We start from the raw sequence: 13153 nt of genomic DNA, 5'->3' as shown, positions 1-13153 counted from the left end.
GAACACAAAATAATGTATTCAAAGGGTACAAGAATGATTCCAATAACGTAAAAATGGTTGGAATTATCTTGTAAAAATAAAAATCTGGTCGTTGAGGATACTGTAATTTTTGACCAATGGTATTCCACTTGGGACTTTTGGAGCTGACACTCCTTCTTTCAATACCATGTCACTTTTTACTACTCGGATTTCATCGTAAAGTTGTTCTTCAAAAAAAGACTGGATAATTTGAGGCCCGCCTTCTACCAAAATGCTATTTATACCTCTATTTTTGAGGTCAGAAAGCATATTTTTCAGAAAACCTTCTTCAAAATTTATTTGGATAAATTCTAAATTTTCGTCCGTTTGTTTTTTATGAAGATTATAAATTAATGTGTTTTGCTTTTGGTCGAAAACATTAAAATCACCATTGATTCTGAGGTTTTTATCTATAATTATTCGCGTTGGATTATTGGATTCCGGCCAATTTCGGGCATTGAGTTGCGGATTGTCGGTCAAAACAGTGTTGGTTCCCACCAAAATTCCAGCCTCTTCAGCTCGCCAGCGGTGTACAGTTATATTGGTAGTAGTATTCGAAATTGCCAAGGGGTTTCCGTTTTTTTGAGCCACAAATCCGTCTGAAGTTTCTGCCCATTTTATAACAACATACGGCAAACCTGTTCGTTGAGCTTTAAAGAAACGTTTGTTGAGTTCTTCGCCTTCTGTAGCTAAAACACCAGTTACTACTTCAATTCCAGCATCTTGCAGTTTTTTTATACCATTTCCAGAAACTTGCGGAAATGGATCGAGGTTACACACTACTACTTTTTTGACCTTATGTTTTATCAATAAATCGGCACAAGGCGGTGTTTTTCCAAAATGGGAGCAAGGTTCTAGGGTTACATAAACCGTAGATTCAGGCAGGAGTTCTTTGTTAACAACTGAATTTACAGCATTTACCTCTGCATGGGCTTCTCCATATTTTTGATGAAATCCTTCGCCTATGATAAGCCCATCATGCACAATCACACAGCCAACCATAGGATTTGGACTCACCCATTCTCTACCCAAAGCGGCCAAATGGAATGCTCTCTCCATAAAAACTTGGTCGACATTTTGGCGTTCCATCACGATAAATCGGCTACTCTAAAAGGTGTTATCGTGTAACTCGCCCAAACGCCTTCTAAAATATAAGGCTCATGGTTTAGGTATTCTTGGAGACCATTTTCGTCTTCAAAATTGAGTATAACGGCCGAACCTTTCATCTTTCCATCCTCAGTAAGCTGAGCTCCGCCTATAATGATTTTACCTTCTGCTTTCATCCGTCTGGCATATTCAAAATGTCGCGGACGAACTTCCATACGTTTTTCGAGGGCATTTGGGGCGTCACCATCATGGGCAACTAGGAGATATTGAGGCATAATTTTAAAAAAATATGTAAAAATAAACTAAGAAAGAGTCAATTCAAATAAACGAAACTATACTGAATGTAAATTTACAAACATAAATATTATAGTTTTAATTATATTTGCTTAAAATAGATTTAATCAAAATGATAATTCAAGAAATAAAAAATGAGTCTGGTGAAAAAACTGGTGTTTTTATTCCGATTAGAGAATGGGAGTTGATTCAATCTAAATTTCCAGATATTGAGACACTGGATGAAGATATTCAAAAGTGGGAAAAAGACTTTATTGACACACGTCTTCAATCTATAAGTGCGGAAAGATTAAAACCAATTGAGCAACTTTTTGATGAATTAAACAAAAGAATTTAATGAAATTCTTATTTTTTGATGAGGTCTCATTAGATTTATCCGATGCGAGACAAATGGTATAAAGAGCAAAAAGAGGGATTGGAAGAGCAGTTTTCTGAATAAATTAAAAAGGCACTTTTAAAAATACGTCGATATCCTTTTGGCCATTCAATTAGATATCGAAATATAAGGATTGCACACTTGGAAAGATTTCCATACAATATCCATTTTTACATAGATGAAGCTTTAAGTGAAATAGTGATTACAGCGATAGTTCATCAAAAAAGACATCCCAGAGCAGAGAAGAGAAGAAGCAGATAAAAGGTCCTCTCAAAAAGTAAAAGCCCCAATGAGTATTCATTAGGGCTTTTTAGTATCTCTCAATTAGCTAATTTTCAAATTGACCAATTACCAAATTGTCATCTTAAACCAAAGCTGCGTTGGTTTCTGACATACGCTCAGAACGTTTACGCTCGTTTTCGTCAAGGTAAATCTTTCTCATTCTCAACGACTTAGGCGTTACTTCTAAGTACTCATCTTTTTGGATGTATTCCATACATTCTTCCAAAGAGAAGTTCAACTTCGGTGTAATTTTCACGTTGTCATCAGAACCTGACGCACGCATGTTCGTCAATTTTTTGGCAGTTTGTAAGTTTACAACAATGTCATTTTGACGATTGTGCTCACCTATTACCATTCCCATATAGATATCTTCGCCTGGATCGATGAAAAATACTCCTCTATCTTGCAATTTGTCGATAGCGTAAGGAACGGCAGGGCCATTACCCATTGATATCATTGAACCGTTTGTACGGCCAGGAATTACTCCTTTGTAAGGCTCATAAGTTTTGAAACGGTGGTTCATGATGGCTTCACCTTGTGTCGCTGTCAATACATTTGAACGTAAACCTATCAAACCTCTTGAAGGAATGTTGAACTCTAAATGTTGCAAATCACCTTTTGGTTCCATAATCAAAAGCTCCCCTTTTCTTTGTGTAGCCAACTCAATTACTTTACCAGCAGTTTCTTCAGGAACATCCACAACCAATGTCTCTATTGGCTCCATACGCTCTCCGTTTGGTCCATCCATGTACAATACTTGTGGCTGACCAACTTGGAACTCATATCCTTCACGACGCATAGTTTCTATCAAAACCGACAAGTGAAGAATACCACGACCAAATACTATAAATTTATCTTCAGAATCCCCTTGCTTAACTTTAAGTGCAAGGTTTTTCTCTGTTTCTTTCATCAAACGCTCTCTTACGTGACGCGACGTAACGAATTTTCCTTCTTTCCCAAAAAACGGCGAGTTGTTAATTGTAAACAACATGTTCATGGTAGGCTCATCTATCGAAATCCTTGTCAATGCCTCTGGATTTTCTGCATCGGCTACCGTATCGCCAATCTCGAAGTCATCCAAACCTGTGATTGCACAAATTTCACCACAACCTACACTGTCCGTTTTTACTCTACCCAATCCTTCAAAAACCTGTAATTCTTTGATTCTCATTTTCTTAATAGAACCATCAGCCTTACAAAGCGATACTTGCATGCCTTCTTTCAAGGTACCTCTTGCTACTCTACCGATAGCTATTCTACCCACAAACGAGTTATAGTCTAATGAAGTGATTTGCATCTGAGGCGTTCCTTCGTTTATCGGAGAGGCTGGTATAAATTCAATGATAGCATCCAAAAGTGGAGTGATTGAATCCGTCTGAACTTTCCAATCTGTACTCATCCAACCTTGTTTTGATGATCCGTATAAGCAAGGAAAATCTAATTGGTCTTCTGTTGCGTTCAAGTTAAACATCAAGTCGAATACATTTTCATGTACTTCGTCAGGACGACAGTTTTCTTTGTCAACTTTGTTTACAACTACAATCGGCTTCAATCCTAAATCTAAGGCTTTGCCTAACACGAAACGTGTTTGAGGCATTGGTCCCTCAAAAGCATCTACCAATAAAATAACACCATCTGCCAATTTCAATACTCGCTCTACTTCACCACCGAAGTCGGCGTGACCAGGAGTGTCGATGATATTGATTTTGATACCTTTATATCTAACAGATACGTTTTTCGATACGATAGTGATACCTCTTTCACGCTCAAGGTCGTTGTTGTCGAGGATTAAATCTCCAAACTCTTGATTTTCTCTAAAGATTTTAGATGCGTGGATGATTTTGTCAACAAGGGTAGTTTTACCGTGGTCAACGTGAGCAATGATGGCGATATTTCTTATTTCTTGCATTTTGATTCCCTTTCGAAAAGGATTTTTAGATTGATTTTTTCTAGGAGATTAGCCCTAAAAAGTCCGCAAAGGTACGAATTTATTTTCAATAAACTCACAGCCAATATATTAATTTATAGTAAACTATTGATTGTCAAATAATTAATTGGAGAAGTGCAATTTTGCGTAAAAATGTTTTTTATATAAAAATATCTTGTAGAAGTGGTTTTGTTGGATTTTGATTGAGAAAACACATTCAAGCCTTTCAGGCTTAAATTTGATTCTGTCTATCATTATCCCCCGAATTCTTCGAGGGTTACTCACATTTAAGCCTTTCAGGCTTAACTTGGTATCATCCATTTTTCCCCCGAATGCTTCGAGAGCATTCATATTTAAGCCCATTTGGATTAAAAATACTCTTTTAAATCAAAAATAACCGAAGTGTTTAAAAGCCTGAAAGGCTTAAATGTCAATAGCCGTGGGTGAAACTCATGGTTCGTATATAATTGAGCGATATCAAAAACAAGCCTGAAGGGCTTAAATGTCAACAGCCGTGGGTGAAACCCATGGTTCGAATATAATTGAGCGATATCAAAAACAAGCCTGAAAGGCTTAAATGTCAATAGCCGTGGGTGAAACCCATGGTTCGAATATAATTGAGCGATATCAAAAACAAGCCTGAAGGGCTTGAATGTGAAATTATTCACAGTAAATATTTCTCATCAAATTCAATTTCGTTTTCAGTTAAAAGTCGTTTATATTCGTCCAAGAAAGACTCTGTTTTATGATGCTCTTTTTGGTTTTTTACGTAGTTGATAATCATTTGTTTATCTCGGTTGTTGTACGTAAATACTCCATATCCATCTTGCCATCCTTCAAAACTGGGAAATTTATTCTCAGATTTCATCCAAATACTACTAGAAACCTTGATATCTTTTATTAAATCGGCTAGAGCTATGCTAGGATGTAAATCACAAAAGATGTGAATATGGTCTTCCACTCCATTTATTCTATACAGCTTGCATTTTTTAGCACTAATCAACCCCCAAATGTATTTGTACAATTCCTCACAATAGTCATTTGAAATAGTTGACTTCTGATGTTTTGTACCAAAAACTATCTGATAATACATTTGCTTAAAACTTCCCATATTTTTAAATGTTATATTTTCTCCAAAATACGCTTAACAATCAATTCGGCATGTACTCTTGAGTTTTCGATGAATAAACTTCGGGTGTCCATTCCTCCACATATTACCCCGGCAATGAACACGTTTGGCAGATTAGTTTCCATGGTGTTTTCGTCATATTGAGGCTTTCTTTGTTGGTTTTCAGATAGTTTTATACCTAATTTTTCTAAAAAAGGCAGATTTGGTTTATAGCCGGTCATCGCCAAAATCCAGTCGTTTTCTACTGATATCTCACCTTCAGGAGTATTTATTATTACACTACCATCGGTTATTTTAGAAATTTTTGAGGTAAAATAGGCCTTTATTGAGCCTTCAGCAATTCTATTTTCAATATCTGGTCTTACCCAATATTTCACACTTTTACCTATTTCTGGCTCACGAATTACCATGGTTACCTCTGCTCCCTTTCGCCAAGTTTCAAGGGCCACATCTACAGCTGAATTGTTGGCTCCAACAACCAAAACCTTCTGAAATGCATAGAAATGTGGGTCTTTGTAGTAGTGTGTTACTTTGGGTAAGTTTTCACCTTCAATGCCTAAAGTGTTGGGTATATCGTAAAAACCTGTGGCAAGAATCAAATATTTAGCCTCGTATTCACTCTTGCTTGTGTTGATTTTGTATAAATCCTCTTCTTTTTTCACAGTTTGAACTTCCTCAAAAAGTCTCACATTCAGCGTTTTGTTTTGTGTAACTCTTCTGTAATATTCCAAAAGCTTCTGAGCGTGTGGGTTTTGCTGAAATAGAAACAAAAGGTACGCCGCCAATCTCAAGCCTTTCAGAGGTGCTGAAAAAAGTCATGGTAGTTGGATAATTATAAAGCGAATTTACCAAACAACCTTTTTCTAAAATCACATAACTCAAGCCAGCTTGTTGACATTCAATTCCGCAAGCCAAGCCTATTGGGCCACCTCCGATTATAACAACATCATATTTTTCCATGAAACAAATTTACGGACAAAGAACGTTTTTTGGACTTGAATGTGGTTTTAAAAATGCTTTGTTTTGAAATAATTCTTAATTTTCGACCACAAAATATTTCCATAAAATGCTCATTCTTGAAACCGAAAGATTATTTCTACGAAAATTTGAACTTATCGATGCCCCATTTATCCTCGAATTGCTAAACACGCCCACTTGGCTTCAATTCATTGGAGATAAAGGTGTCAGGAATTTAGACGATGCAGAAAATTATCTGAAAAATGGCTCTTTGAAAAGTTATGAAGAAAACGGCTTTGGATTCTATTTGGTAGGAGAAAAATCGACTCAAAAACCAATTGGAATGTGTGGATTTATTAAAAGACAAGAATTAGAAGATGTGGATTTAGGATTTGCTTTTCTGCCAGACTATATCGGAAAAGGATTTGGATATGAAATAGCAAAAGCTATCTTGAAATACGGAAAAGATGTTTTGAAACTAAGCAGAATTATAGCTATAGTTGACCCGAGAAATACGGCTTCTAATGCTCTTTTACAAAAATTAGGGTTTGTTTTTGAGAAAACCATTCCATTTGGAGAGAAAAAGGATTTACTGAATTTGTATGGGATTTGAAATCTAAAGTTTTATAAAAAAGAAACCTTTAAAATCTTTTTGTTATTTTTGATTTAATAAATTTTCGAAATGAAAAAATATAGAAATCATATTGAAGAAAATCACAATATCCTTTTAGGAAAGCCCGTGTTGAAAGGAACTCGCATTGGGGTTGAGATTATTTTGAGGAAACTATCACAAGGGGCAAGTTTTGAGGATATTAAAAGTATGTATCCTGATGTCACTAAAGATGAAATTAGTGCTTGTCTTGAGTATGCAGCGGATATTGTTGCTAATGAGGAAGCCCTAGTATAATGATTCTTGCTGATGAAAATATTGACCATCAAATTATTGGATACTTAAGAACAAAGGGCTTTGAAGTTTTTTCTATCTATGAAAATCTGAGAGGTATTTCTGACGAAGAAATAATTGAAATTTCAAAAAAACCAAGGAAAATTATCTTAACAGAAGATAAGGATTTCGGTGAATGGGTGTACTCACACAATGAAAAGAACATTAGCGTTATTCTGTTAAGATATGATTTTAGTGAAACCCAGCATATACTTCAAATCTTAGATAAGGTTCTTAACGATAGAGTTTCTGACCTATGGGGTTCATTTACGACTATAAGCCCTAACAAAATAAGAATTAGAAAAATTATAGAGTAAGTACATTCTATGAAAGAATATAATTCACAATCTACCACCCATCCGCCAAATAATTCGTTGGTAGAAAATAAATGCTTCGCCAAAAAATAAAATATAACTTTGTTGCTTTCAAAAAAATAAACAAAAACCGATAGTATGGTTATTATCGAAACTAAGAATATCGCTAAAAGATATGTGATGGGTTCTGAAGTAATTGATGCATTGAAGGATGTAACTATTACAATTAAAAAAGGTGAATATGTTGCTTTTATGGGCCCATCAGGCTCAGGAAAATCTACTTTGATGAACATCATTGGCTGTTTGGACTCTCCAACTTCTGGCTCTTATGTACTGAATAATAAAGATGTAAGCGGCATGAGCGAAAATGAACTCGCCGAAGTGCGAAACAAAGAAATCGGATTCGTTTTTCAGACATTTAACCTTTTGCCTCGTCAGTCTTCCCTTGAAAACGTCGCCCTTCCGCTCATTTATGCTGGCTATGGAAAGGCAGCACGTACCGAAAAAGCTCAATCTGTTTTAGCAAGTGTAGGACTTGGAGACCGCTCATTACACAAACCCAACGAACTTTCTGGAGGACAACGTCAGCGAGTTGCAGTAGCAAGAGCTTTGGTAAACGACCCTTCCATATTGCTGGCCGATGAACCAACCGGTAACCTTGACACCAAAACTTCGTATGAAATCATGCAGCTTTTTCATGAAATCTATGAAAAAGGCAACACCATAATAATGGTAACACACGAAGAGGACATAGCCAACTATGCCCACCGAATTATTAGATTGAGAGACGGCCTAATTGAGTCTGACACTTTAAACCCAAATCCGACGAATCCTTTGGAAATGGCAAAAAAGCTAGCCGAAAAAACTAATTGAGACTTTAGGTCGTTTATATATTCGAAACAATTTTTTAAACTATAATATTTCAACAAAAATGAAAAAAAGCATATTTGTATTTTTTGCTCTTATCAGCTCATTTGCATTTGCACAAAAGCCTGCCGCTAGCCCAGCTATAGTCACTGAAAGTGCAAACGTAAAAATCACTTACGGACAACCTTCTAAAAAAGATCGTGAAATTTTTGGCAAGCTTGTTCCTTTCGGAGAAGTTTGGAGAACTGGAGCCAATGGTGCAACTGAGGTGACTTTCAAAAAGGACGTTAACTTTGGAGGAGCTGCCGTAAAAGCGGGTACATATTCACTGTTTACTATTCCTACAAAAGATGAGTGGACAGTAATTCTAAACTCTGAACTTAAGCAATGGGGAGCCTACGGATACGACAAAGTGAAAGATAAAAATGTTGCTTCTGTAAAAGTTAAGCCATTAAACAATGAGGCTTCTGTAGAAAAACTTACGTTAACAGCTGAAGATTCTCAAATAACAATCTCATGGGATATGACTTTAGTGAAAGTTCCTTTGAAATGGTAATTTGCAGTTAATGCATTATAAATAAAGGCCTTCCAAATGGAAGGCCTTTATTATTTGATGACGTTTTGAGGCTTTCCTTCCAAAAAACACTTTAAATTTTCAAATACTATTTCTATAAGCTTTTGTCTGGCTTCAAAGCTGGCCCAAGCTATGTGCGGACTAATTCTACAGTTTTGCACATCAGCTAAAATGTGGTCTTTAGCTGGAGGTTCAACTGCCAAAACATCTAAATAAGCACCCGCTATTTCACCAGAATTCAAGGCATCTTTCAAGTCACTTTCATTAATCAATCCGCCACGGGCTGTATTTATCAAAACAGCTGTTTTTTTCATTTTTGAAAACGCCGAATTATTCATAAATCTCTCATTTTCAATAGTTAATGGACAATGCAAACTTATATAATCAGAAGAACTAAAAAGGGTATCTATATCAACTTCCATGATTCCATCAATTGGAGATTCTAAAGGTGTTCTCTTATTAATAAGCACTTTCATATCAAAGGCAAGAGCAATTTGAGCCACTTTTTGGGCGATATTTCCAAAGCCTACTAAGCCGATTGTTTTTCCTGAAAGCTCAGAAAGGGAATTATTATAATAGCAAAAATCAGGTTGAGAAGCCCAACTCTCAAAACTTGAATGCTCTGATAATCGATTTGCAAATGACAAAATCATTGCAAAAACCTGCTGTGCTACTGAATTCGAACTGTAGTTTCTAACATTGGTTACTGTAATTCCGAGTTCGCTTGCTGCCTTTATGTCTACCACATTAAAACCCGTTGCCGTGACACCTATATACTTGAGTTTGGGCAACTGGCTCATGATCTTTTTATCCAATACCACCTTATTGGTCAATATTATTTCTGCATTTTTTGCTCTTTCAATTACCTCAGAAGGAACGGTTCGATTATAATGAACAAACTCGCCAAAAACCTTAAAAACATCCAGATTGATCTCATTAGGATGCACAGTATAGGAGTCAAGAAATACTATTTTCATAAATTCGATATTAGTTTTGAGCCTTAAAACTATTAAAAATAAATCCTTTTTAAACCAAAAATTTAATTAAAAGCTAAAGCAGCAAATTTCGATGGGTGAATTAAAAAATTAAAGGAGAAAAATTTCTTATTTTTATAAAAAAACTAGCCCTCTATGACCATATCAAATTTAAAGAGAATTAAGTCACTTCAAATATTCACTATTTTCTTAAGATACTTAATAGGAGCAGCTTTCGTATTCGCAAGTATCGTAAAAATTCAAGGTTTGAGATTTACTTCAGACTCTGGGGCAGGTAGTCCGATAAATTCCGCTTGGCATTTTTTCGAAACCATGTATGCATCTGGTCTTTACTGGAATTTTATTGGTTGGAGTCAGTTGATTGCGGGGCTAATATTAATGACTCAAAGGTGGAGTACTTTCGGTGCCGTACTCTTTTTACCCATTATTATCAACATTTTCGTGATAACAGTTTCTTACGAATTCGCTGGAACGCCCTTGATTACATTTTTGATGCTACTCGCAAACGTTTATTTGTTAATTTGGGATTGGAATATACTCAAATTTTTGTTTTCGAATAATAACTTCGAATTCAGAGATGACAACCCACCATTTTCAAAACTCAACACATGGGCATTTCTGGGGATATTCTACTTTATTTTGGTTTTAATAATGCGTTCAGGCTCCGAATATTTAGTAAAAACTGGCACATTAAATCCTTTTTACTTTATGCTTACATGCTTTGGATTAGCAGTTGTGATTGGCTTAATCCTAATCATTTTTGAACTTAGAAGGACAAAACGGCACCAATAAAGACCTCTTCTGTAATTATTAAATTTATTTTTTTAGCCAATTCTATTAATTTTGGAAAATATTCAACCCTTTAATGATGAAACTCAAATTCTTGCTTTTTGTATTAATATCCCAAAGTTTAATTGCTCAGAAAGTTCCACTAAAACTGTGGTACAACAAACAGGCTGAATATTTCGAAGAAGCACTGGTGTTAGGAAATGGCAACCAAGGAGCGACCATTTTTGGTGGCTCAAAAACCGATAAAATTTTCTTGAATGACATCACACTGTGGTCTGGCGAGCCAGTGGATCCATACATGAACAAAGACGCTTATAAGGCATTTCCTGCTGTGAAAGAAGCTCTTCAAAATGAAAATTATAAAGCTGCAGATTCTTTAATCAGAAAAATGCAAGGCAAATTTTCAGAATCGTACGCTCCTCTAGGCACCATGTATATTGACTTTGGACACGAGAATGTTTCAAACTATTATAGGGAATTATCGCTTGACGAGGCCATTTCTAGAGTGACTTACAAAACAGGAAATACCATAATTACTAAAGAATATTTTTATTCATATCCCGACAAAGCGTTTATTATCAAACTCAAAAGCTCGGAAGTTGGAAAACTGAATTTCACCTTGAAATTTGATTCCCAACTAAAGTTTGATGTAAAAACTACAGAAAACCAGCTACAATTTTCGGGAAGAGCACCCGTAAAAGCAGATCCAAGCTATGTGAACAACAAAATAGACCCTGTAGTTTTTGATCAAAAAAGAGGAACGAGGTTTTTCGGGAGTATTTTTATAAAAAGTATTTCTGGAAAGACTGTTAAAACAGACACCACATTAGGTATAAAAAATGGCACAGAAGTAATCTTGGCCGTTTGCATGGCTACTAGCTTCAATGGCTTCAACAAAGACCCCGAAACACAAGGAAAAGATGAAAAAGCGTTTGTAAATAGTAGAATAACTCCGCTGATTCAAAAAACTTACACGAACCTCAAAGCTAGACATTTGAGTGATTATCAGAAATTTTATAACCGTGTAAATCTTGATTTAAAACCAGACTTAAGTATTGATTTACCCACAGATGAAAGACTTAGACGGTATGCTACAGGAGCTGAGGATAAATATCTCGAAACCTTATATTTTCAATATGGCAGATATTTGTTGATCAGTTCGTCTCGCACCGAAGGCGTTCCTGCCAATTTGCAAGGTTTATGGAATCCACACATGAGACCACCTTGGAGCAGCAATTATACTATGAATATCAATGCCGAGGAAAACTACTGGTTGGCAGAAAATACCAATCTCTCAGAAATGCACACGCCATTTCTTGGGTTTCTTGAAAATTTAGAAAAAACAGGCAGAATAACAGCAAAAACTTTCTACAACGCAAATGGATGGGCATGTCACCACAACTCTGACATTTGGGCGATGACCAATCCAGTCGGAGATTTTGGTAAAGGCGACCCAGTCTGGGCCAACTGGGCTATGGGAGCTACGTGGGCCACCACGCACCTTTGGGAGCATTATATTTATACAAAAGATATAGATTTCTTAAAAAACAAGGCCTTCCCACTGATGAAAGGTGCGGCAGAATTTTGTTTGGATATGCTCACAAAAGACAAAAACGGGCAATACATTACAGCGGTTGGCACTTCTCCAGAGAATGTTTACATCACCGACAAAGGTTATAAAGGGGCTACACTTTATGGAGCTACAGCCGATTTGGCCATGATTAGAGAGCTTTTTATAGACCTTATAGAAGCCAGCAATATTTTAAAAAGTGATTATGATTTCAAAAATAAACTTGAGGAAGTTCTGGCCAATCTTCACCCCTACCAAGTAGGTAAAAAAGGAAACCTACAAGAATGGTATTACGATTGGGATGATGCAGAACCCAAGCATAGGCATCAATCGCATTTGTATGGAATGTACCCAGGAAATCATATTAATATGGCCGAAACACCTGGTTTGGCAGCAGCGGCCAAAACTACACTCGAAATAAAAGGAGACGAAACCACTGGGTGGTCAAAAGGCTGGAGAATAAACCTTTGGGCGAGACTTTGGGATGGAAACCGTGCTTATAAAATGTATCGCGAATTGCTCAAATATGTAGAACCTGACGGTGTAAAAGTAAATTACCAAAGAGGCGGTGGCACATATCCCAATCTTTTTGATGCCCATCCGCCCTTCCAAATAGATGGAAATTTTGGAGGAGCCGCCGCAGTAGCCGAAATGCTTATGCAAAGTACTGCTGATAAAATTTATCTTTTGCCCGCATTGCCAGATGCTTGGAAAAGCGGTTCCATAAAAGGCTTAAAAGCCAGAGGTGGATTTGAGTTAGACATTGTTTGGGAAAATTGCCAATTGGTTTCAGCAAAAATCACTGGAAAACCTGGTGGAGAAACGGAATTGGTATACAAAGGAAAATCAAAAAAAATAAAAGCTGTAAGGGATGAGGTGGTATTTTGGGAAAAATAACCTCATAAGATAGCATTCTGGTATTCAAAAACTTTTGATACTTTATCTATATCAAATACTAATCTATCGATGCCAACAGTTACATAAGTACTTGCTTACAAGTATTTTAAATAT

General features: G+C 36.2%; 13 protein-coding genes and 1 pseudogene. 8 read left to right on the top strand and 6 right to left on the bottom strand.

Translation table 11 applies throughout. The features are described from left to right. Nucleotides 1-63: 63 nt before the first annotated feature. Together ribD and EGI26_RS01705 are read right to left on the bottom strand one after the other, a co-directional pair. Entirely contained in the window at nucleotides 64-1107 is a 1044-nt protein-coding gene (gene ribD / locus EGI26_RS01710; RefSeq protein WP_255075939.1) for a bifunctional diaminohydroxyphosphoribosylaminopyrimidine deaminase/5-amino-6-(5-phosphoribosylamino)uracil reductase RibD, read from the bottom strand. Then, complete coding sequence (locus EGI26_RS01705) at nucleotides 1107-1400, bottom strand: YciI family protein (protein WP_255075937.1); 294 nt, start codon at nucleotides 1398-1400, stop codon at nucleotides 1107-1109. Before EGI26_RS01705 ends, ribD begins: the two co-directional genes overlap by 1 nt. A 131-nt stretch (nucleotides 1401-1531) precedes the next feature. On the opposite strand from EGI26_RS01705, the gene EGI26_RS01700 reads away from it, so the two are divergent. Further along, nucleotides 1532-1756, top strand: coding sequence for an addiction module component CHP02574 family protein (locus EGI26_RS01700; RefSeq protein WP_255075935.1), 225 nt, complete (start codon nucleotides 1532-1534; stop codon nucleotides 1754-1756). 403 nt (nucleotides 1757-2159) lie between these two features. Here EGI26_RS01700 and typA read toward each other — a convergent pair whose 3' ends face one another. The 3 genes and pseudogenes from typA to EGI26_RS01685 all read right to left on the bottom strand — a co-directional run bounded on the left by typA (nucleotide 2160) and on the right by EGI26_RS01685 (nucleotide 6093). After that, a complete protein-coding gene (typA, locus tag EGI26_RS01695) occupies nucleotides 2160-3986 on the bottom strand; it encodes a translational GTPase TypA (RefSeq protein ID WP_255075933.1) in 1827 nt (608 codons plus the stop codon). Nucleotides 3987-4668: 682 nt separating this feature from the next. Further along, nucleotides 4669-5115 carry an IS200/IS605 family transposase gene (gene tnpA / locus EGI26_RS01690; protein WP_255075931.1) on the bottom strand — a complete coding sequence of 149 codons (447 nt, stop codon included), beginning with the start codon at nucleotides 5113-5115 and terminating at the stop codon, nucleotides 4669-4671. 11 nt (nucleotides 5116-5126) lie between these two features. Continuing rightward, nucleotides 5127-6093, bottom strand: a pseudogene (locus EGI26_RS01685) (YpdA family putative bacillithiol disulfide reductase). 106 nt (nucleotides 6094-6199) lie between these two features. Between EGI26_RS01685 and EGI26_RS01680 the strand changes: the two are divergent. The 5 genes from EGI26_RS01680 (at nucleotide 6200) to EGI26_RS01660 (ending at nucleotide 8770) form a co-directional block, all read left to right on the top strand. Next, nucleotides 6200-6703 carry a GNAT family N-acetyltransferase gene (locus tag EGI26_RS01680; protein ID WP_255075930.1) on the top strand — a complete coding sequence of 168 codons (504 nt, stop codon included), beginning with the start codon at nucleotides 6200-6202 and terminating at the stop codon, nucleotides 6701-6703. A gap of 69 nt (nucleotides 6704-6772) precedes the next feature. Further along, nucleotides 6773-6997, top strand: a complete 225-nt coding sequence (locus EGI26_RS01675) for a DUF433 domain-containing protein (protein WP_255075929.1) — start codon at nucleotides 6773-6775, stop codon at nucleotides 6995-6997. Beyond that, nucleotides 6997-7350 carry a DUF5615 family PIN-like protein gene (locus EGI26_RS01670; protein ID WP_255075927.1) on the top strand — a complete coding sequence of 118 codons (354 nt, stop codon included), beginning with the start codon at nucleotides 6997-6999 and terminating at the stop codon, nucleotides 7348-7350. The genes EGI26_RS01675 and EGI26_RS01670 overlap by 1 nt, the downstream gene beginning before the upstream one ends. A gap of 135 nt (nucleotides 7351-7485) precedes the next feature. Next, nucleotides 7486-8220 carry an ABC transporter ATP-binding protein gene (locus EGI26_RS01665; protein ID WP_303626709.1) on the top strand — a complete coding sequence of 245 codons (735 nt, stop codon included), beginning with the start codon at nucleotides 7486-7488 and terminating at the stop codon, nucleotides 8218-8220. 58 nt (nucleotides 8221-8278) lie between these two features. After that, on the top strand, nucleotides 8279-8770 hold the full coding sequence (locus EGI26_RS01660) for a DUF2911 domain-containing protein (protein ID WP_255075926.1): 492 nt from the start codon (nucleotides 8279-8281) through the stop codon (nucleotides 8768-8770). A 50-nt stretch (nucleotides 8771-8820) separates the two neighbouring features. Here the strand turns inward: EGI26_RS01660 and EGI26_RS01655 are convergent, their stop codons facing one another. Beyond that, nucleotides 8821-9765, bottom strand: a complete 945-nt coding sequence (locus tag EGI26_RS01655; protein WP_255075925.1) for a D-2-hydroxyacid dehydrogenase — start codon at nucleotides 9763-9765, stop codon at nucleotides 8821-8823. Between the two features lie 153 nt (nucleotides 9766-9918). On the opposite strand from EGI26_RS01655, the gene EGI26_RS01650 reads away from it, so the two are divergent. Further along, nucleotides 9919-10575, top strand: a complete 657-nt coding sequence (locus EGI26_RS01650) for a hypothetical protein (protein WP_255075923.1) — start codon at nucleotides 9919-9921, stop codon at nucleotides 10573-10575. A gap of 73 nt (nucleotides 10576-10648) precedes the next feature. Next, complete coding sequence (locus EGI26_RS01645; RefSeq protein WP_255075922.1) at nucleotides 10649-13039, top strand: glycosyl hydrolase family 95 catalytic domain-containing protein; 2391 nt, start codon at nucleotides 10649-10651, stop codon at nucleotides 13037-13039. Nucleotides 13040-13153: the final 114 nt, after the last annotated feature.

The sequence above is a fragment of the Lacihabitans sp. CCS-44 genome, assembly GCF_024343735.1.
Lineage (GTDB): Bacteria > Bacteroidota > Bacteroidia > Cytophagales > Spirosomataceae > Leadbetterella.
The sequence above is the reverse complement of the archived record's forward strand: the minus strand, read 5'-3'. Positions and strand labels throughout refer to the sequence as shown.